Origin of the sequence: Muriicola sp. E247, assembly GCF_041358175.1 — a bacterium.
In the GTDB taxonomy this organism is placed as follows: domain Bacteria; phylum Bacteroidota; class Bacteroidia; order Flavobacteriales; family Flavobacteriaceae; genus Muriicola.
Genome location: NZ_JBGKBE010000002.1, coordinates 230,785 through 251,517 on the forward strand (window position 1 = coordinate 230,785; position 20,733 = coordinate 251,517).

Genomic DNA, 20,733 nt, shown 5'->3' on the forward strand with positions numbered 1-20,733 from the left:
TAAAGGAAACTAGCAGTACATGGCCAAAATTCATTTACCGGGGAATAAAATTCACAAGAAGAAATTTAAAATTCACAAGAAAATCGGGAAGGCTCCAGGGACGATTACCTACATGGGGAGTCGGGAAAATTCCATTAGTTCTCTGGATGTGATAGCTTATAGCGATGAATATGTCGAAGAGTACAGTCCTTTACAAATTGATTCCCTTTTAGATCATAAAGAGAAAGAAGTAAAATGGATCAACCTTGTAGGCCTCAGTGATGAGGAATTTATAGGTAGTCTTGGAAAATCTTTTCAATTAAATGCTCTGGTCCTCGAAGATGCTGTCCACACGGAACAACGCCCAAAAATTGATGAGTATGAAGATTATATTTTCGGGGTTTTTAAAATGATCTATCTCGATGATCAGCAGAATATTATCATTGAACATGTGGCCCTGACTATGTTTAAAAACCATGTGCTGGTATTTCAGGAGTTAAATGAGGATGTCTTTAGTTCGGTCAGGCAACGAATCATAGGGAAGTACGGCAGAATTCGGAGCAGGGGAGCTGATTATCTCTTTTTTGCCCTTCTGGATGCCATTATTGACAATTATTTTGTCGTCCTTGAACACATCAGCGACCGGATAGAAACTCTGGAAGAGGAAGTCTATCAAAATCCCAGGCCTCAAACAGCACAGAAGATACAGATGTTGAAAAAAGAAGTCCTGAAGATACGCAGGTATGTCGCACCGGTTAAAGAATTGGTAAGTCGGTTAATCGATTCAGAAAATCCACTGATCACCAAGGATACAAAACTATTTCTCAGGGATGCTCTCGATCATTGCCTGGAGATCAATGAGAGCCTTCAAATTTATCGCGAAATGGTGATGAGCCTCATGGAAATGTACATGAGCAACATGAGCAATAGAATGAATGAGGTCATGAAAGTACTAACCGTTATGGCCTCTATCTTTATTCCTCTAACTTTTATCGTGGGTATCTATGGGATGAACTTTGACAATATGCCGGAGTTGCATTGGGAAAATGGTTACTATATGGTGTGGGGACTTATGATTGTCCTCCTTATTCTGATGCTCATCTACTTTAAGAAAAAACGCTGGATCTGACAGGATTATACTCTTCCTATATGTCAGGACCACCCTTCTCAATTATTTTGTATTTTAAACCCAAATTCATGGTATGCCAAATTGGGTCTATGTACTGATATTCCTTGTGATTTTATACCTGTTAGTCAGTGTTTTGCTATACTTTCTTCAGGATTATCTTATGTTCAAACCGGAAAAACTCCCAACAGATTTTCAGTTTTATTACGAAAATCAGGTTACGGAAGAATATCATGTTGAGACAAGAGACGGGGCCATCATTAACGGGTTACGATTTAAGGCAAAAAACCCAAAAGGAATTGTCTTTTACCTGAAGGGAAACTCTAAAAGCATAAAAGGCTGGGGCAAATTTGCCGTAGATTTTACCCGTCATGGCTACGATGTGCTAATGGTTGATTACAGGGGTTTTGGGAAAAGTACGGGCCGGAGAACTCAAAAAGCCATCAAACGGGATATGCAGGTCATCTACAATAAAATAAAGGAGAAAGTAGAGGAACGGTATATTATTCTTTACGGCAGATCACTGGGCTCCGGTTTTGCAGCAAAACTGGCCTCCATGAACAATCCCAGAATGCTAATACTCGATGCCCCTTATTACAGCCTACGGCATGTGGCTAAAAAGTATATCCCTTTTATGCCTTTATCTCTATTACTTAAATTTCCGATGCCCACCTATAAATGGCTGAAGTATGTTCAATGCCCTATTCATATCATTCACGGTACGGATGATCAGTTAATACCGTATAAGTCGAGCATTAAACTATCTAAAATAAACCCGGAACGAACCACTTTGTACACTGTCATTGGTGGCGGTCACAAGGATTTAAACAGTTTTGAGTCGTATCACAGAATGATTTACGACATCATTTCTAAAGAACCAAAAAAGATCGAGACTGAACCTAGTGGGAATAAGGCAAATCAAAGCACTACCCGACCTTATGCGTAAATTTGTAAAGGTCATCTTAGGTTTGATCGCCGGAATCTTAATCGTCTTAAGTATGCTGTACTACCTTCAGGAGAAACTTATTTTTCTACCCACAAAATTGGATAATCAGTATCAGTATAGTTTTGAAGAGCCCTTTGAGGAGTTTTTTATTACAAGGCCGGATGGAGCCCGACTCAATGCACTTCATTTTAAAAGGGATAATCCCCGGGGAGTTATTCTCTATTTTCATGGCAACGCAGGGAATTTGGATCGATGGGGAGAAGAGGTTTTGGGACTTGTTAGGCGTAATTACGACCTGGTTGTAATGGATTATCGTACCTATGGTAAAAGTAGCGGGAAACTTAGTGAGACTGCTTTATTAGAAGATGCTCAGGCTTTTTATGACTACGTCGCTGCTATTAATGACGATAAAAAGATTGTCCTTTATGGCAGATCATTGGGCACGGCCATGGCCTCATATCTCTCTTCAAGGAATCAGGCTTCTATGCTGATCCTTGAGACCCCGTTTTACAGTTTGCTTGACGTGGCAAAAGAAAGGTTTCCAATTTTACCTGTAGATATGTTGATGAAGTATCCCTTTAGGACGCATCTTTACCTGCAGGATACAAATTGCCCTATCGTTATCCTACAGGGTGACCAGGATAGGGTAGTGCCCATTTCATCGGCTTTAAAACTCTTTCGGAGCCTGGAGGGGAAGCAACCGACCTTCGTTAAAATTGAAGGGGGCAGTCACAATAATTTAAAAACATTTGACGACTACCACCTGGTGCTGGATAAACTGCTGATCCCCCATACTGATTAGTATTCAACTCCTATTGCAATTTTATGCTTGTTAAATATTTTGGGAACCTAATATGGAATTAACACATCCTTTTGTTAAATAATCCTAATAGCCGTTAAACAGTGTTAAACCACTTGACAAAACTCATATATCACTTATATTGAGTGTGTTGGGATGTTTAATTATTCTTTTTTTAAGGCATCCGCCTGACAATAGCCAAAATTCTTTTGGCATTTTTTAAGACTTCACTTCCAACAAAAAACATTTTTTTAACGAAAACCTTAACGCTATGAATTATTTGAATATCAAAGAAGAAAAACTATTGCCTGTAGTAATTGAACTCAATACACTACTTGCAGAATATCACCTGTACTATCAGAAACTGAGAAATTTTCACTGGAACGTACTGGGACAAAATTTTTTCGACCTGCATGCGCAGTTTGAAACCATGTATACCGATGCCAGGGTAAAGATCGATGAGATCGCTGAGAGGATACTGACATTGCGTTACCATCCCATGAGTAACCTCAGTGCCTATTTAAAGACGGCTACGATTGAGGAAAGTACCGGGAAAATGGAAGATCGTGAAATGATTGCCGATACCTTAAAAGCCCATAGCATACTCTTGAAACAAATGGGAAAGGTAATTGAAAAAGCAAATACCATCAATGATGAGGGAACGATCGACTTAATTGGTGCCTATGTCCGGGAACTGGAAAAGACCAGTTGGATGCTAAATGCATGGAACAAGGATAAAAAAGGCGAACTAAATACGGCTTCTATGATCTAAGTAGATACGAATGCTAAAAGAATTATTAACCTTTAAATTACCTTTTTAATGAAAGAAGAACTACAATCATCCTTCGATATATTACTAAATAAACTTTCCGACTGGGGATCTGCATTCGTAGAAAACCTGCCCAATATAGTATTGGCGATTACGGTACTACTGGCAGCGTATTTCGTAGCCCGGTATACAAGTAAAGGAGTATCTAAACTCGTATCAAAAAGAGTACCTCAGAAGTCGATTACCAACCTGATCTCTAACCTTACTACAGTAGTAGTAGTACTCTTTGGCTTATTTCTGGCCCTAAGTATCCTGGATCTCAATGACGCTTTAATGTCATTATTGACAGGGGCTGGAGTAGCAGGACTTGTTGTGGGTCTGGCGTTGCAAGGTGCATTGTCGAACACCATTTCCGGGGTAGTTCTCTCCTTTAGAAAGAATATCCGCATTGGAGATTGGATTGAAACCAATGGCTTTGCCGGTGAAGTAGTAAAGATTAATCTAAACAACTTTATCATTAAAGAAGCAGATAATAACAAGGTCATTATCCCGAATAAGACCATTCTTGAAAATCCACTTAAAAATTTCACCCTGACCAACAGAATGCGTGTGGTTCTCGGATGTGGAGTAGGTTACGAATCTGATCTGGATTTTGTAGAAAACCTGACCAAAAATACTGTGAAGGAAGCAATTGATCAGGTAGAATCAGTGGATGACGTGGAATTTTATTTCGAGGAATTTGGAGGAAGTTCTATAAACTTTATTATCAGATTCTATATTACCAGCGAAAGTGCAATTGAGAAATTAAGGGCTAAGAATACAGTCATTAAGGCGTTGAAAAAAGCATTCGATAAAGAAGGCATTAACATTCCTTTCCCCATCAGGACCCTTGAATTCAAAACAGGCTTAAACGTAAATACAAAGCAAGTAGCTGAGGCATTTTCCACAAACTAGATACAAGTAAAATCGAATTAATTATTAATCCTAAAATTTAAAATAATGAAACATATATATAAAAAATTTACCTTGACCGCATTAAGTATCCTGACCTTCTCTTTGGGGTTTTCCCAGGAGTCAATGTCAGAAAATGAAGCGCGAACCTTCAGAACCGATACTGTAGCCACGGAGACCCTGGAAAAGACTTATAAACTCTATGAAAAGGGAGAATTGATTAAAAATTCAGTAAAGGTCACATCAACCCAGACACAGAAAATACAATTGGATGGGGAAGACAATGGACAGGTCAATCAGGATAGGGTAATTCCAAAGAAAACCATTTATAAGACTGTGAAAATTGATCTGGACCAGGATGAGGAATACGATGAGATGATCCGCTTTAGCTATAATGCTGATGTAAAATCAGATTTTGTCCTCCTCCTGAATGAAAATGAATTGTATGTAGCCGTAGGAGAAGGTGACAATCTGATGATCACAGAAAATACAGATCTCACCAGGGATGCTGTAAATAAAGGAAAAGAAGTATTTGTCTTTACCGATAATGAAGGAAACAGAATTTCATTCAAAGTTGAGGAATATCAGATAATGTAATACCAGTTCATCAGCATTTATTAATAACAAAAACAGAATATTATGAAGTTCAGAAGAATATTAATTGCCTTAACCATGCTGATTAGTTTCAGCTTACTTACCCTGAGTTGCAGGGAAACAAAATCTACAGAAGAAAAAGTAGAAGATACCATTGAGGAAGTTGGCGATAGCATGGAAGAAGGGGCTGAAGAAGTAGAAGACGCTATCGAAGATGGAGCCGAAGAAGTGGGCGATGCAGTTGAAGATGGAGCAGAGGAAGTAGAAGACGCAACAGATGATTCCATCTGATCTGTCACCTGAAGATAGAAAAAAGTGTACCCGAAGGGGTGCACTTTTTTTATTTTAATTAAAAAGTTCTGACGATAAATAACGATCTCCCCGGTCGCAAATAATGGAAACGATAACACCTTCCTCGAGTTCTTTAGCAAGCTTTAATGCAGCTGCAGTTGCTCCACCACTGCTCATTCCTGCGAAAATACCCTCTTCCTTTGCCAGGCGTTTGGTCATGGCTATAGCCTCCTTTTCACTTACTTCCAAAATCCGATCTACCTTTTTTGGGGTAAAAATCTTAGGGAGGTATTCCTTCGGCCATTTTCTGATTCCCGGAATACTCGATTCATCTGTGGGTTGTACCCCCACAATTTGTATGTTATTATTTTGTTCCTTTAAAAATGTTGACGTTCCCATGATCGTTCCCGTGGTGCCCATAGAGGAAACAAAATGGGTAACTTTCCCCATGGTATCGCGCCATATTTCAGGTCCAGTACTTTTGTAATGTGCTTGCCAGTTATCGTCATTTGCAAATTGGTTAACCATCACATACCCTTCCTCTTTTACCCTGGACTCGGCATAGTCTCTGGCGCCTTCAATACCCTTGTCCGCCGGTGTTAGGATAACTTTTGCTCCATAGGCACGCATGGTCTGTACTCGTTCCTTTGTAGCATTTTCCGGCATCACAAGCTCTATTTTAAGCTTAAAAAGACTTGCAATCATGGCTAACGCTATCCCTGTATTACCGCTGGTGGCTTCAATGAGTTTTGTGTGATTCGTATAATCACCTCTTTCCAGTCCGGCTGCTATCATATTCAAAGCAGCCCTGTCTTTTACGCTGCCACCCGGGTTCTGCCCTTCCAGCTTAAAATATAATTCCACCGCTGGGTTGTCATTTAAAGCTTTAGACTTAACCAGCGGTGTATTTCCTATAAGATCCGTAAGATTAAATGACATTGTCCTGTGTTCTGATTTCAATTTCTGGAGTGTGATAAACTTTTGAATTGGGAGGGACAGAGCCGGTGAGCCAGGCATTACCGCCTATTATGGAATTTGCCCCAATAACTGTTTCTCCACCCAGGATAGTGGCATTGGCATAAATAGTGACATTGTCCTCTATAGTGGGGTGTCTTTTTGTGTCGCTAAGGCTTTTGGTGACGTACAGAGCCCCCAGGGTAACGCCCTGATATATTTTTACATGATCATGGATGACGGCAGTTTCTCCGATAACGACTCCCGTGGCATGATCGATAAAGAAAGATTTCCCAATACGAGCTCCTGGATTGATATCAACTCCAGTTTGCCTGTGGGCATATTCGGTCATCAATCTGGGGACAAGGGGAAATTTTTTCTTGTACAATTCATGCGCCAGGCGGTAGATGGCAATGGCATAAAACCCCGGGTACGCCAGATACACCTCTTCAATGGAAAGGGAGGCCGGGTCACATGCTGCTATGGCCTCAGCGTCTAAATTGAGTTTCTGGAGTATTTTGGGCAGGGACTGAAAATACTCCTCCCATATAGAGGAACACAATTTGTCAGGATCCCAGCAGGCCAGCTTTACCAACATGTCGAACCGTTTTTCCAGTTCCGGCAGATTTTCTTCAAAAGGCGTTTCTATATCGAAAAGGGAGAGGAATAACAGATCGGTAAAGGCCTCCGTTTCCCTTTTGAGCCTGAATTTGAGGTTAGGCTGAATCTTATTCTGCTTTATTTTATTGATGATCGCCTTTCTGTCCATGGTATTTATTTAAAACTAAAATTAACCAATAATTAAAAAGTCCCTTCTTTAAAAAGGTTAACTTTATTACAAAACTTCAAAAGACCTAAGCTTTATGGAGACTGACAGAATCGACAAAGAATCCCTTGAATTCCTTAAAAAATTGTCTGTAAATAACAACCGCGACTGGTTTCAGGAAAACAAAAAAGAATTCAAGGAACACGAGAAGAAAGTAAAAGAGTTTTACATGTCGCTCATGGAACGGATGAAGCAACATGACGATATTGATAAATTTAAGATGTTTCGTATTTACAGGGATGTGCGTTTTTCCAAAGACAAAACACCCTATAAATCCCATTTCGCAGGTTCCTTTAGCAGAACCGGAAGTGCCCTGAGGGGCGGTTATTATTTAAGGATTAAACCTGGCGAGACTTTTATCGCCGCGGGATTTTGGGAACCTAACAAGGAAGACCTGCTTCGAATACGCAAAGAGTTGGAAGGGAATGCCAGTGAATTCCGGAATGTCATACAGAACAAAAAGTTTAAAGATGTTTGGGGGAAACTGGAAGGGGAGGAGCTTAAAACTGCACCTAAGGGATTCGACAAGGAACATCCGGATATTGACCTCATTCGAAAAAAACAATTCATTTTCGTCCGAAACTTCGCCGATAAAGAGGTATTGTCTCCCGAATTCATCTCCACGGTTGACGATTCTTTCAGGGCTATCCGACCTTATTTTGATCTTATGAGTGAAATTCTCACTACAAATCTCAACGGCGAATCCTTATTGTGATAGAGGGGCGAGTTCAAACAACTGAACCTGATCTTTCAGTCGTTCAATCACCATATTCATCATTCGTTTATTGAGTGCTGAGGAATTCAGAATATAGTTTTCATACTCTTCTACGGTGAATTGCCCTATGACCATTCCCTTAAGCGAATTTCTGAATTTCATGTCTTTCTGGATGGCATGCTCAATATATTCGAGCTTTTTAGGCAAGGTGAGCCCATGAAAGTAATTCTTATGCTTTTGCACATAATTCCGGAAAGCCGCAATCAGAAGTGTATTCTGAAATTTGATAATAGGTCGTAAAGTGGCGTTTTGAAATTGTTCATCCCGACTCATTTCATCGGTGACCCGAGCATTTGGCAATAAAGGACGAAACCTCAGAAGCTCGGTAGATCTATCGTTCATCTTTGAAGTTTTAATAAAATTAGAAAATCCTCGAGGGGGCATTTCGCAAAAATTAATTACTTGTTAACGGCTTTATGAACAATAGACATTGAGCTTACAGTAATTCTTTAGCGATTTCTTCCCAGCTATTGACCCTTTCGAAGTGATTGGTGTGAATATTATGCGGAGAAGTGTAGAGTAGGGGTCGTCCTATAAAATTTTCCAGATTATGACTGCGATCGTCAATGAGGATATCGCCCCTTAAAATCTTTTTGTCCCCACACAGAATTCGATTCGTCCAATGAATAAAAGGAAAGTATTCATCGAGCCATTGATGCTTTTCGAGCAAGGAGTTGGGAAATTGCATAGCCGCAGAAGCCACGTATAAGGCGTATTTTTCATTTAATTCCTCAAGAACTTCAATGCTGCCAGGCATAGGCTTCAGGCCTCTAAAAAAGCCTTTGGCATAATAATGTTGCCAAATACTTTCCTTCCTCGACTCTGGCACCTTTTGCCATACCTCATGGCCCATACATTCTTCTTTGGTTAGGCTTTCATCAAATTCCTTGTTGTAATATTCAATATGTGCATTGTAAGTGTCTGCCATCACTTCATCCATGTCGACAAAAAGGATCATATGCTACGCTTTTCAGTAAAATTCTTAAAAATCCCAATAAAAGTACAGAGGCTTTGGATTACTTTAACAAAAGTCGTCGATTTTAAGTGGCAAAAAATGGGAGTTGATAATAATAGTACTCTTGATTTGTCAAATTGACAATTCGGTTAAATCCATTGCCTTTACTTTCCCAGGACCATGCTATAATTGGTAATTTTGTGTCAAATTATTAACTATGAGATTTCACACCAGAAAATGGGTAAAACCCGAAGACCTCAACGCCAATCAAACCCTCTTTGGAGGTAGATTATTAAGCTGGATTGACGAAGAGGCCGCATTGTATAGCATCATCCAGTTGGAAAACAAAAAGGTAGTTACCAAATATATGTCCGAAATCAATTTTATGAGTACAGCCCATCAGGGCGATATCGTAGAGATAGGGATAGAGGTCATTAAATTTGGGAAATCATCACTCGTACTAAAATGTGAGGCGCGAAATAAAATGAACAGGGAAACCATTCTCACAGTAGACAATATCATAATGGTCAACCTCGATTCAGAAGGGAAACCTCTTCCACACGGAAAAACAAAAATTGAATACGTAAAAGACCGCCTGGCAGATGAGGAGGACGACTAACTTATTGCATCTCCTGAGCTACGGCCTGGACTTCATCGAGGACGCGAAGTAAATTTTCACCCCATAATTTTGCGATCTGTTCTTCAGTATATCCCCTTTTTACCAGCTCCAGGGTAACATTGAAGGTTTCAGAGGCGTCAGACCAGCCTTCAATTCCTCCACCTCCGTCGAAATCGGAGCTTATCCCAACATGGTCAATTCCTATCAGATTAACCATATAATCGATGTGATCCACAAAATCAGATACATCAACAGCCGGGGGCGCGTCAGCTTTTGTAGCTGCTAATTCTTTACCAATTGCCATTACCCTCGGGTAATTTTCGATAAACTCAGCTCGCTGCTCAGGGCTCAGAGATCTGAATTGGGATCTTTCATACCAGTTAATACCAAGAGAATCAGCCACTTGCTGATATACTCCCTTCATATACGCCTTATATTTTTTGTCTTTTTCTGTATTCAGATAGGAACTAAAGGCAACTGTCTGTACTACACCTCCGTTTTCTTTTAACCAGAGCAGTTGTTCATCATCGAGGTTCCGACTATGGTCGCATAAGGCCCGGGCCGAAGAGTGAGAGGCAATCAGCGGAGCTTTACTCAGTTCAAACATTTGTTTTATGGATGACTTGGCAGGATGAGATATATCGATCATAATACCAAGCCTATTCATCTCATATACAGCCTTTTTGCCTAATTCACTTAAACCATTATGTAACCATACACTATCTGCTTCTCCCGTGTTTGAATCGGCGAACTGACTGTGACCGTTATGCGAGAGGGATACGTATCGTGCGCCCATTTCGTGGTATTTTTCAAAATTTGCCAGATCTTCTCCCATGGGATAGGCGTTCTCCACGCCAATCATAGCTACTTTTTTACCTTCAGCGTGTAGTTTTCGCACATCATCTGAGCTGAGTGCCAAACCGATTTTTTCAGGAGCTATTTCCTCGCATAATCGATGGATGGCATCAAATTTTGCCATGGCATTTTCTTCCGCCCGTGCATAGGCAGTGGGCGTCAGCGAATCCTGTCCTGTGTAAACTATGAGCCAGGCGACATTTAATCCGCCTTCTTCCATTTTAGGCAGATTTAACTGGGTTTGCAGCCTTTGAGTGTAGTTAACACTGTCTGTGAAATTGTTCACATTGATATCATCATGAGTATCAATGGTGATTACACTTTCATGGATTTTTTGTGCTTGGGCCATCAATGCTTCGATATCCTGTTTTTTGGATTCTGTACAGGATAGTATCGCCAAAAGACAAATTAAAGGGATGAAATACTTCATATTACTCAGATTAGACCTACAAATAAAGCAATTTGACAACACATTCCATAGCCTAGGTAACATTTAATTGGCTCCCCCTGCATTTATGGGGATTTTAGTCAAGTATTTACCCATCAAAGCTCCGATCTTGAAATCTAAAAACCTACTTACCCAAATCTCCGATCTTGAATCGGCGCTCAATAATTTTTCATTTGAAGAACTCAGTACATCAGAAGCAGCCCGGTTAAAGCAATCTTTCGACCTGTTTAAAAATGAACTTGAAGCCAGAATTTGGGGTCACGATCCTGAGATTGAAGATCACTCAGAAAACAAGAATAAAAAGGAAAATTTACCCGGAGAGTCTGAAGGAAATGAATCACACCTTATTGCCAAAGTAAGCCATGAAATCAGAACTCCTCTGAATGGGATCATGGGCTTTGCAGATCTGATGAAAGAGGGAGAACTCAATGAGCGGCAGGAAGAACAGGTGAATGCTATTCTGTCTGCCTCTAATACCCTGATGGATATCATCAACGAATTGCTAGAATATTCAAAGCTCCAATCTGGAGCAGAAGAGTTTAATATTGTCTCCTTTAATTTTCATAACCTTATCAGGGAAGTTTCTTACCTCTGTGATACGCTCATTGTGGATAAGAAAATCGCCTTCATGGTCGAAACCGACCCTAAAATTCCGAAGCTCCTGTTGGGGGACCCTTCAAAACTGAGTCAGGTTTTGTTGAATTTACTGGGGAATGCAATAAAATTTACAGAAGACGGTAAAATTGTTTTAAAGACAAAATTAAAGAGCATAAACAGTGGTATAGTAAGTATAGATTTTCAGATTTCGGATACGGGCATTGGAATACCCGGAGAAGACCTACTTCACATCTTCGATGCCTTTAAGCAGGCAAAACAGCATACCTTCTCAAAGTATGGGGGTGCAGGACTGGGCCTGAGTATTGTAAAGCAGATTGTTGACAGGCTGAGGGGTTCAATAGATGTTCAGAGCGAACCTGATAAAGGCACCGTCTTTACCATGAACCTTGAATATGAAATCGGGAAAGAAGGAAAGGCTCCATTGCCTGAAAAAACCAATTCGCAAGCTACAGGGATTGAATCCTTAAATGTTCTTGTGTTCGAAGACAATCCGTTAAATCAGTGGCTGATAAAAAAACGCTTAAAAGGCTGGGGCTGTACCTTCTTCGTTACAGAACACTGCGAAACTGGATTAAAAATTCTACAAAAAGAGAAAATCGACCTGGTCTTTATGGATTTGCATATGCCCGTAGTTGATGGCTATGAGATCACGAGGAGAATAAGAGCTTCAGAAGATCCTGACATTTCCAGTGTGCCCGTCGTTGCTTTGACTGCAGATTTCTCTGTAAATGACAAGGAAAAAGCGACTGAGGACGGGATCGATGATTTTATATTAAAACCTTATACCCCTGAGGAATTGTTAAATAAACTCATCCAATACGGTTTGCCGGATTCAGATGATAAAAAAATAACTGAAATAAGTTCGGATGCGGGGTTAGTTCCAAAAAGGGAAGAGCTGAGTATGTCTATAGACCTCACAGGGATGTTGGAGGATTGTATGGGAGAGGTTGATATGCTTGAAGAATTGCTGAAGCTGTTCAAAGGGAATGCTCTGGAATTTATTGGCAAGGCAAAATTGCATTTAAAAAATCAGGATTATGATCAATTGCAATTTGCGGCCCATAAACTTAAATCTGGACTCGCCATGGTACAGGCGGCAAATCTGCTTATTCTGATCCAACAAATCCAGGAACATTGTAAAACCGACAGGAACCACGATCAGATGCAGTATCTGTACGAACAATTTATCAAGGAATATCCGATGGTAGAATTTGCCTTAGACAAGGAAATGACCCGATTACGCAAGGAAAACAAATAAGTCTCATATGAAAAAGATTTTACTCGCAGACGATGATGAATTACTGGCATCCCTCCTCAACTATAGGCTGGATAAAGCCGGGTACAAGGTGCATTGGTCCTGTGACGGTAGGGAAGTAAAAGAGCAACTCGAAAGGGAAATCCCCGATATTATTGTGAGCGATATCATGATGCCTTATTTCTCCGGCCTCGAATTAGTAGACTACGTTAGAAATACCCTTGAATCTAAAGTGCCGATCATTATAATCTCGAGTGCGGGAAACGAGGAGAATGTACTCTCGGCATTTGAATTGGGAGCCAATGATTTTATAGCAAAACCCGTAAGCCCCTCAGAACTATTGGTGCGGGTGACGAGAGAACTGAGTAAACCCTGATTTTTGTTTAGAACAGAACTGACATATAACATATTCTCCCTCTTAAGTATTCCAAAGATCCATACGGATCTTTTGTGGGATCTAAGTGTATTGTTCGGAAGTCTGTGTATACTCTATTTTGGTTTTATATTTTTCTTCCGGAATCGCCTTTCTGCTAAGTCGCAAAACATCAGTGAGCGGAGGAAACAACTCACTCCCATTATTAGTAATTTTTTGTTTCACGGAGAAGATGCCTCCAAGGAGGAGAAATACGAATATGTTGAACTCAAAGTTGAAATCAGGGAGTTTATCAAAGACCCTATCAATCGAAGTATCCTCAAAGAAATTCTTTTAGATCTGCAGCGCGACCTTACCGGGGATGCCCGACGTAGGTTGTTTTCACTCTACAAGGATTTTGACCTCCATCTTGATGCCTTCGCCAAGCTCTACAGTTGGCGGTGGGAGGTTGTGACTAAGGGAATAGTTGAACTTACACAAATGCAGGTAGAGGAGGCCTACTTACAGATAAAAAAATTCATAAATCACAAAAAAAGTGTCATCCGCAGACATGCCCAGATTGCTACGGTTTCTTTGAACAGCGAAGGTATAGGGCAATTTCTCGATACAACCAGATATCCGATATCAGAATGGCAACAAATAAAAATTCTTGAAATACTGCGAAACAAGAAGGACTATATCCCACCTAGCTTCGGGGTTTGGTTAACTTCTAAAAACAAAGATGTTGTTTTATTTGCGCTCAGGCTCATCAGACATTACAATCAGACCGACGCCAATGCCTCCGTAACTGAATTATTAAAACACAGGAATGAGGAGGTAAAGCAGGCAGCCATTGAATGTATTAAGGAATTCGGGATCGTGGAAGCGATTCCTACCTTAATGGCTGCTTTTAAAAAGTCGAAAAGAGATACACGCATATTTATTCTTGACGCAATAGGAACTATTGGAAAGGAAGAACACATTCCTTTTTTACTTGAAGTTCACAGAAAAATCTCCAATTTCAATGTAAAGAGTAAGGCACTGAGTGCTATAAACTCCATTTCCCCGGAAACAGTCCTCCCACTTGAAAATCTTGATCCCGAGATCATAGTTACAAAACGTCCTGTAGAACTGGAGAATGAAGAAAAAGAAACTACAGAAGACTCCGAATCCCTACAGATAAATGAAATACCCTCTGAGACGATTGAAGATGATGTGGTGATCACTGAAGAGAACAGTGATTTCTTTTATGAGGATTTAGATGTTTTCGATTACTGTTTTATGGAAGAGCTTAACGAAATACTAGACAATCAGAAGATCGATGATACAGTGGAAGTACAATACCTTCCGCTCGATTTTTTACCTGTAGTAGTAGAAAAACCAACCCCCATGGAAAAGAAACGACCTGAAAAGAAATCAAAAAGAAAGCTCAGGAAGCTTAAAGTTTCCTATGAGGAAGTTCATCCGGATGAAAACTTCAGGAAAGAACTAGAGGAGATCCTTAGCAGGGTAGAGGTTCCGGATGTAGACGGCAACATAGAGACCGAATATTTGAATTTTAACTTTCTCCCCTTTGTAATAGACGAGGACTCCGAAAAACAAAACCTGCCTGCGATCATACGTCAAATCAATGAAATGGAAGTCGACGGGGTGGAGATCGTTATCCCTTCCAGGAAGGAAAAACAGCAGAAGGGAGATTTAGCTAACCATGAAGAACAGGGATCTGTGCAGGTAGACTTTGATGCCTGTGCCATGGTCAACTGGGAGGATGTTTCGTATGCAGGAGAACAATCTGAGGCAACAGAAAATACTAAAGAAAAAGTTGTCGAAACTAATTCAGTTCAGGAACAATTGGCCACGGCAACATCCACATATGGATTCAGCATTTTTGAGGAGCTCTTCAGAACCTGCGATGTCGACTCCAAACTTATCCTGATGAATGAAATTCTGGATATCGGAGACCAGAAGGAACTGATGTTCTTAAAAACACTTGATAAAGATCCAAACAGGAAGGTACGTGAAGCAGCTGGTAAAACGGCTGCATTGCTCAATAAAAGGCTTTCAAAGGAAAGATCAGATACAAAGGAAGAGGAGAACCTGGTGAAATGGGTGAATATTGATAAGTCAAAGGGTTTGTTAGAATTTGACCTGGATATTAGAGGAGTGCAATCTGAAAATACAAAACAATAAACATGGATAACGGCGTTTTTAATGTGGTTTTGGAGTACCTGAACATCGTTTTTCTGGTGTTTTCAGTGGTCTTGTTTACGCTGTACCTTTTTATGGCCTATCTGGCCACGCGTAATTCGATCCACTACAAGCACAAAAATAGTTTTGGGAATATTTCAAAGACCCTTGGGTCTCCACTCGCGCCGGGAATAACCATAATTGCTCCTGCCTATAATGAAGGGTTGACGATCGTTGAAAATGTGAGGTCCCTGCTCTCTTTGCAGTATGTGAACTACGAAGTCATGGTTGTAAATGACGGGAGCAAGGATGATACCCTGGAGAAACTTATAGAAGCGTATGATCTTAAAAAAATTGATAGGGATATCGACCCCGATATAAAGTCGAAAACCATCAGGGGAATCTATAAATCAGAACAGCGTTCCTTTGCCAAATTAACGGTTGTTGACAAGGCAAACGGAGGGAAGTCGGATGCCTTAAATGCCGGTATTTATCTCTCGGAAAATAAGTATGTAGGCTGTATCGATGTAGACTGCTTGATAGTACCTGAGGCTCTTCTGCACGTTGTTAAGTCGTTCTACCAGCATTCCGAAAAACGTGTGATCGCAGTTGGAGGGGTAATTCGCGTGGCGAACTCTTGTAAAATATCGGGGGGGACACTGGAAGAGATCAGATTACCCAAGAATTGGTTGGCCAAATTCCAGCTTCTGGAATATACGCGTTCATTTTTACTGGGGAGAATGGCGTGGGGCAGGATAGACAGCCTTTTAATTATTTCAGGAGCCTTCGGGTTTTTCGACCGGGAGATTGCCCTGGCAGTAGGTGGATATGACACAAATACTGTAGGGGAGGATATGGAGATTATCTTCAGGATGAGAAGATATATGCACGATATTGACGAACCTTATCACGTAGCCTATATTCCTGATCCACTTTGCTGGACAGAAGTACCTGAGGATCTTAAAATATTTGTAAATCAGCGCGATCGATGGTCACGAGGGAATTTGGAGACCCTGAATACGCATAAGGACATGTTTTTTAACCCAAAATATGGCCGACTGGGTATGTTGAGTTATCCCTATTGGTTTTTTTATGAATGGCTGGCGCCCCTTCTCGAGTTTGTCGGTCTTCTGGCCATTGTATTGTTTATCTACCTGGGGATTATCAACTGGGAGTTCTTCATTGCCATTACTATTACCATTTATAGCTTCTCAATTATGTTCTCTTTCTATGCGATTCTCTGGGAAGTCTATTCGTATAATCAGTACTCTAAAACCCGTGACATACTTACCCTGATGCTTGTTGCCATTCTGGAGCCACTGTTTTTCCATCCATTGGTAGTATGGTCTTCGGTTCGGGGGAATTACAAGAAATTATTTAAAATACGATCTGGTTGGGGCTCACAGGTTAGAAAAGGATTTGCAAAAGCATAAGGATGCAGACAGACATTAACATAGGGACAAGAAAGCGGGATTTGCGTGATTTTATCAGGCTCATCCTGGCATTTTTCCTGTGCTTATGTCTCTTGTCTCTTTATCAGAATACGCGATTATACTGGGCAGGAGTGCTTGATGGGGTCATCAACAAAAGCTTTCTGCTTCTGGTGGTACATCACCTGGGTTTTACCTCCCTTGCAGCTCTGTTCCTGGTCTTCCTTTATAAATTTCTCGAACATTTTAAATCCAATCTGGGATTTAAGACAGTGGTTGTGCTATTAGTACTGGGGCTGGGTGTAGAGGGGTTGCTTACAAAATACTATGTGGATAACTATGAAATTTTAGGTGCCGGCTTTACAGAACAACTAAGGAGAAACAATGGACTTTCCTTATTCTACTATTCCCCTGTATTTCTTTTTACCGCAGTGGTTTCTATGTATTTGTTTTACCGGGCAACTACTAATATTTATGACCTGATCAGCAGGATGTATCCATTTACAATTATTCTCTTCAGTCTTTTCCTGGCAACTCTCATCACAAGGAAAAATCCGGTGAACGAAAACAAAACTCAACACCTGATATACCACACTGCGGAGGAGTCATTCGATTTCAATAAATACGAAGGACAGGAAGAATACCCCTTGTTAAAACCCTTTAAGCCAACATCTGAGCTGGCCGATTATTTCCAGTATAAAGAACAGCCGCCTAATCTGGTCTTTATAGTTATGGACGGGGTCGGATCGGATTTTGTGGGGGAAAAAGCGACGTATAAAGCCTTTATGCCTTATTTAAATGGATTAATCAATAAATCATTGTACTGGCCTCATAATCTGAGTAATACGGGAGAATCAACTGCGAGTATTCCATCAATTATCGGATCACTTCCCTTCGGAGAGGAAGGATTCACCAATATAGACGAAAAGACAAACCAGTATACGTTGATCGACCTGCTCAATGACAACGAATTCCATACTTCTTTCCACTTCGGGGGAAATGCTTCTTTAAACAATCTGGGAAAATTTCTCTACGAAGAAGAGATAGATTACCTGTCGGATCGAAAAGCATTTGGTCCTCAGTACAAACAGCAGGAATCGGATGCAGCGGGAATCTCCCTGGGGTATCACGATTCGGATTTATATGGCAAATGGCTTGATGACTTCCAAAGCACAGATGGCCCCAGAATAGATATTTTCCTTACTCAAAGTACCAGAAATCCATTTCATATACCGAATGAAGACAAATACAAAGAAAGGGTAGAGGAAATTCTGGCCTCTGAGCAAATTGAGGGTCGTGACAGACGACTCATAGAAAAGAACAGAGAGATCTTTGCCAGTCTGTTGTTTGCAGATAAAGCAATCGGTGATTTTATTGAGGGTTATAAACGGAAATCAGAATTTTACAACACTGTATTTATTATTACCGGCAGTCACAATTTGAGGGACCTGCCACAGTCGGATTATCTGGACCGTTACAGAGTTCCATTGCTAATGTATAGTCCGATGTTAAAATCACCAAAAAGAATAGGGTCGTTGGTCTCACATGCCGATGTTTTACCAGAGTTGGCCGGACTCTTAAATGCTACGCACAATTTTAAAATACCTGAGGAGGTCGCCTGGCTGGGAGAAGGCCTGGTTCACAAGGGATTTATAAAGGAAGAAAAGGCCATTCCGCTTTACAGGCATCGGAAAAATATACAGGAATTTATAAAAGGCAATCTGTTTATATCCGGAAACTCATTGTATGAGATTGGAGCAAATCTTAGCTTGTTCGATCCGAAGTCGTCAGAGAAAAAAGAGGAAATCAAAAATTCCTTCCGGGAATTCAAGGCTATCAACACCTATGTGACTCAGAAAAATAAATTGATGCCCGGCAACGAGTTAGAAGGAAAAACGACCTCAAAAGACAGTAAATCAGACCTGGTATGGATTAATAGTGTGTTTAATAGTGATGACTACGATAATGCTTATAAAACGGCCAGAGATCTGGCCATTGCTGGGGAGAGGGAACGTGCCCTCCTCCTTTGTGACCATATCCTGAAAGAGGTCCCGGGACATGCCGATACCGAAGTCCTTAAAGGTCGTATTTACGCCTGGAACAAAGAGTATTCCCGGGCAGCCATCATACTTGAAAAAACGATCAAAAAATACCCGGTGTATGCAGATGCGTATTCGGCATTGCTGGATGTGTATTTCTGGTCAGATACTAACTATAAAGTAGCCGAGCTGAAGAAATTAATCAGGAAACACAGAATTGGCAATGAGGAGCTAAGTGATAAAATTAAGAGGGCTGAAGATAAGATGAAGCAGGATCAAACCCTGTTTAGCAGTGAGAATCTGGGATACCTGAACTTTGAAGAAGACGGATATGAATAGGGGAATCATACATACGATAGTTGGATGTCTAGGAATTGTTTTCTTTGGGTTGATTCCGAAAGAGGCTATGGCCCAGGAACTGGCGTATAACGGGGATCCGGATATTTCCCTACGCCGGGCAATGGCCCTTGCCAGCGATGGCCGGAGGGATCAGGCCAGGGATACATTGAATACCATCCTGAATCAGTATCCCAATTATACGGACGTCAAAAGTCTGATAGCAAAAACCTACAGTTGGGATGGAGACTATGAAGAGGCCCGGAAACATTTTAACCGGATAACGTCAAAAGAACGGCAGAACAAAGAAGTCTGGGTGGCAGCGATCCGAAATGAAATATACGCCTTGAACAGGAATACAGCAATTGGCCTGGCCAATAAGGCTCTTCTTTACCTTCCTGAAGATAAGGAAATTGATTCTTTAAGGACTAGGATAATGGACGCCTGGGACGAACCTTCTACCTCCTCTGATGCAGTTGCGATCGGGGAGGAAGAGGGTAAGAAATTTACCAACTCGGTAACCGTCTTCAGTTCAGCAGATATTTTTGATGTAGTCTTTGACCCCATGTATTACTCGGGTCTGGAGCTCCAATTTGGTACTGCCTATGGGAAGATCATCCCGAGAATCAACTATAGTAATCGATTTAAAATTGATGGGATACAGTATGAATTAGATCTTTATCCTCAATTTTCAAAGTCGGTTTACGCTTATCTAAATTATGGATACAGCGATTCGGAAATATATCCGGAGCACAGGGTAGGGGGTGATGTGTATGTCAATCTGCCTAAAGGGATAGAAGCCTCCCTGGGTGCCCGATTTTTGTCCTTTAGCGATAGTGATGTCTCAATTTTTACCGGTTCAGCTGGATTCTACAAAGGAAATTATTACTTTTCCCTCCGTCCTTATATTACCCCCAGAAAGAATAGTACAATGGGGATCTCTGGGGTACTCACTGCCAGGAAATATTTAAAAGACGCCAATAATTATATAGGAATGACTGCCGGAATGGGCTTTATGCCTGAATTTAGGCAATTTCTTGCGAACACCACATTGGTTGCGGAAACCATGCTGTTTGTTGAATCACAACAGCTTATGGCTGAATATCAATTTTCATTCGGAAGTAACCCTTCGCTGTACAGGGCGCATCTGGGCTTAACCAGGCAAGAATTCGTATTTGCTGCAGGAAACTATTTTTGGGCAATTTCTGCCGGTCTGAGATATCAGGTTCGCTTCTGATATCGCAATAAGTACCTCATAAAACACGTTATATACAACAATTATATAATGATACACCACAAAGTGTTGTTGTTTTTGTGAAGAAAAAATATGTTTACTATATAATCAATGAGCCCCAGATCTCACTAAAAACCAAACAAAAATGTTATATGATACCTACGGTGAGGAATACTTAAACTTCCTCAAAGATTTGAATGAAATACTGAGCGTAAATGAATTAGCAGAACTAGATTATCTCTAGATAATCGGTGAACCTTAAACCCCAAAGCTTATGGCAAATCCAAATTATGACAACGCAGCTTATTTAAACTTTATTGAGGATCTCAATGAGATTCTGAAAGACTTTGAGATCAGCAGATTGAGCTGTTCTTAATTGTTTTAGTGTATAGATT

The 20,733-nt window shown here is 40.7% G+C and carries 20 protein-coding genes; 15 read left to right on the forward strand and 5 right to left on the reverse strand.

Annotation, left to right across the window (positions count from 1 at the left end; all coding sequences use genetic code 11):
• Nucleotides 1-19: 19 nt before the first annotated feature.
• From corA to ACA086_RS04690, 7 genes are all read left to right on the forward strand, one after another.
• Entirely contained in the window at nucleotides 20-1,108 is a 1,089-nt protein-coding gene (gene corA / locus ACA086_RS04660; protein WP_371002183.1) for a magnesium/cobalt transporter CorA, read from the forward strand.
• Nucleotides 1,109-1,181: 73 nt separating this feature from the next.
• Nucleotides 1,182-2,051: an alpha/beta hydrolase gene (locus ACA086_RS04665; RefSeq protein WP_371002184.1), complete on the forward strand. Its 870-nt coding sequence runs from the start codon at nucleotides 1,182-1,184 to the stop codon at nucleotides 2,049-2,051.
• Complete coding sequence (locus ACA086_RS04670) at nucleotides 2,044-2,853, forward strand: alpha/beta hydrolase (protein ID WP_371002185.1); 810 nt, start codon at nucleotides 2,044-2,046, stop codon at nucleotides 2,851-2,853. The genes ACA086_RS04665 and ACA086_RS04670 overlap by 8 nt, the downstream gene beginning before the upstream one ends.
• A 268-nt stretch (nucleotides 2,854-3,121) precedes the next feature.
• Nucleotides 3,122-3,622, forward strand: coding sequence for a Dps family protein (locus ACA086_RS04675; RefSeq protein ID WP_371002186.1), 501 nt, complete (start codon nucleotides 3,122-3,124; stop codon nucleotides 3,620-3,622).
• Nucleotides 3,623-3,670: 48 nt separating this feature from the next.
• Nucleotides 3,671-4,573: a mechanosensitive ion channel family protein gene (locus ACA086_RS04680; protein WP_371002187.1), complete on the forward strand. Its 903-nt coding sequence runs from the start codon at nucleotides 3,671-3,673 to the stop codon at nucleotides 4,571-4,573.
• A 45-nt stretch (nucleotides 4,574-4,618) separates the two neighbouring features.
• Nucleotides 4,619-5,167, forward strand: coding sequence for a hypothetical protein (locus ACA086_RS04685; protein ID WP_371002188.1), 549 nt, complete (start codon nucleotides 4,619-4,621; stop codon nucleotides 5,165-5,167).
• Between the two features lie 42 nt (nucleotides 5,168-5,209).
• A complete protein-coding gene (locus tag ACA086_RS04690) occupies nucleotides 5,210-5,455 on the forward strand; it encodes a hypothetical protein (RefSeq protein WP_371002189.1) in 246 nt (81 codons plus the stop codon).
• Between the two features lie 54 nt (nucleotides 5,456-5,509).
• On the opposite strand, the gene cysM is transcribed toward ACA086_RS04690, so the two are convergent.
• Both cysM and epsC read right to left on the reverse strand, forming a co-directional pair.
• Nucleotides 5,510-6,394, reverse strand: a complete 885-nt coding sequence (gene cysM / locus ACA086_RS04695; protein ID WP_371002190.1) for a cysteine synthase CysM — start codon at nucleotides 6,392-6,394, stop codon at nucleotides 5,510-5,512.
• Nucleotides 6,384-7,178: a serine O-acetyltransferase EpsC gene (gene epsC / locus ACA086_RS04700; RefSeq protein WP_371002191.1), complete on the reverse strand. Its 795-nt coding sequence runs from the start codon at nucleotides 7,176-7,178 to the stop codon at nucleotides 6,384-6,386. Before epsC ends, cysM begins: the two co-directional genes overlap by 11 nt.
• A 94-nt stretch (nucleotides 7,179-7,272) precedes the next feature.
• Between epsC and ACA086_RS04705 the strand changes: the two genes are divergently transcribed.
• Complete coding sequence (locus ACA086_RS04705) at nucleotides 7,273-7,950, forward strand: DUF2461 domain-containing protein (RefSeq protein ID WP_371002192.1); 678 nt, start codon at nucleotides 7,273-7,275, stop codon at nucleotides 7,948-7,950.
• Here the strand turns inward: ACA086_RS04705 and ACA086_RS04710 are convergent.
• Together ACA086_RS04710 and ACA086_RS04715 are read right to left on the reverse strand one after the other, a co-directional pair.
• Nucleotides 7,942-8,352: a glyoxalase gene (locus ACA086_RS04710; protein ID WP_371002193.1), complete on the reverse strand. Its 411-nt coding sequence runs from the start codon at nucleotides 8,350-8,352 to the stop codon at nucleotides 7,942-7,944. The two genes, ACA086_RS04705 and ACA086_RS04710, sit on opposite strands and share 9 nt — an antisense overlap.
• Nucleotides 8,353-8,446: 94 nt before the next feature.
• The gene (locus ACA086_RS04715; protein WP_371002194.1) at nucleotides 8,447-8,968 is read right to left on the reverse strand and encodes an HAD hydrolase-like protein; all 522 of its coding nucleotides are present in this window, start codon (nucleotides 8,966-8,968) and stop codon (nucleotides 8,447-8,449) included.
• Between the two features lie 214 nt (nucleotides 8,969-9,182).
• Here ACA086_RS04715 and ACA086_RS04720 point away from each other — a divergent pair, with 214 nt between their 5' ends.
• Nucleotides 9,183-9,584, forward strand: a complete 402-nt coding sequence (locus ACA086_RS04720; protein WP_371002195.1) for an acyl-CoA thioesterase — start codon at nucleotides 9,183-9,185, stop codon at nucleotides 9,582-9,584.
• A 1-nt stretch (nucleotide 9,585) separates the two neighbouring features.
• Here the strand turns inward: ACA086_RS04720 and ACA086_RS04725 are convergent, their stop codons facing one another.
• Nucleotides 9,586-10,869: a dipeptidase gene (locus tag ACA086_RS04725; RefSeq protein ID WP_371002196.1), complete on the reverse strand. Its 1,284-nt coding sequence runs from the start codon at nucleotides 10,867-10,869 to the stop codon at nucleotides 9,586-9,588.
• A 127-nt stretch (nucleotides 10,870-10,996) separates the two neighbouring features.
• On the opposite strand from ACA086_RS04725, the gene ACA086_RS04730 reads away from it, so the two are divergent.
• Genes ACA086_RS04730 through ACA086_RS04755 form a run of 6 tightly spaced genes read left to right on the forward strand, consistent with a single transcriptional unit; the run spans nucleotide 10,997 to nucleotide 20,341 of the window.
• Complete coding sequence (locus tag ACA086_RS04730) at nucleotides 10,997-12,763, forward strand: ATP-binding protein (RefSeq protein ID WP_371002197.1); 1,767 nt, start codon at nucleotides 10,997-10,999, stop codon at nucleotides 12,761-12,763.
• A 7-nt stretch (nucleotides 12,764-12,770) separates the two neighbouring features.
• Nucleotides 12,771-13,136: a response regulator transcription factor gene (locus ACA086_RS04735; protein ID WP_371002198.1), complete on the forward strand. Its 366-nt coding sequence runs from the start codon at nucleotides 12,771-12,773 to the stop codon at nucleotides 13,134-13,136.
• 3 nt (nucleotides 13,137-13,139) lie between these two features.
• Nucleotides 13,140-15,302: a HEAT repeat domain-containing protein gene (locus tag ACA086_RS04740; protein ID WP_371002199.1), complete on the forward strand. Its 2,163-nt coding sequence runs from the start codon at nucleotides 13,140-13,142 to the stop codon at nucleotides 15,300-15,302.
• Between the two features lie 2 nt (nucleotides 15,303-15,304).
• The gene (locus tag ACA086_RS04745; protein ID WP_371002200.1) at nucleotides 15,305-16,732 is read left to right on the forward strand and encodes a glycosyltransferase; all 1,428 of its coding nucleotides are present in this window, start codon (nucleotides 15,305-15,307) and stop codon (nucleotides 16,730-16,732) included.
• 2 nt (nucleotides 16,733-16,734) lie between these two features.
• Entirely contained in the window at nucleotides 16,735-19,107 is a 2,373-nt protein-coding gene (locus tag ACA086_RS04750) for a sulfatase-like hydrolase/transferase (protein ID WP_371002201.1), read from the forward strand.
• Nucleotides 19,100-20,341, forward strand: coding sequence for a YaiO family outer membrane beta-barrel protein (locus ACA086_RS04755; protein ID WP_371002202.1), 1,242 nt, complete (start codon nucleotides 19,100-19,102; stop codon nucleotides 20,339-20,341). Before ACA086_RS04750 ends, ACA086_RS04755 begins: the two co-directional genes overlap by 8 nt.
• Nucleotides 20,342-20,733: the final 392 nt, after the last annotated feature.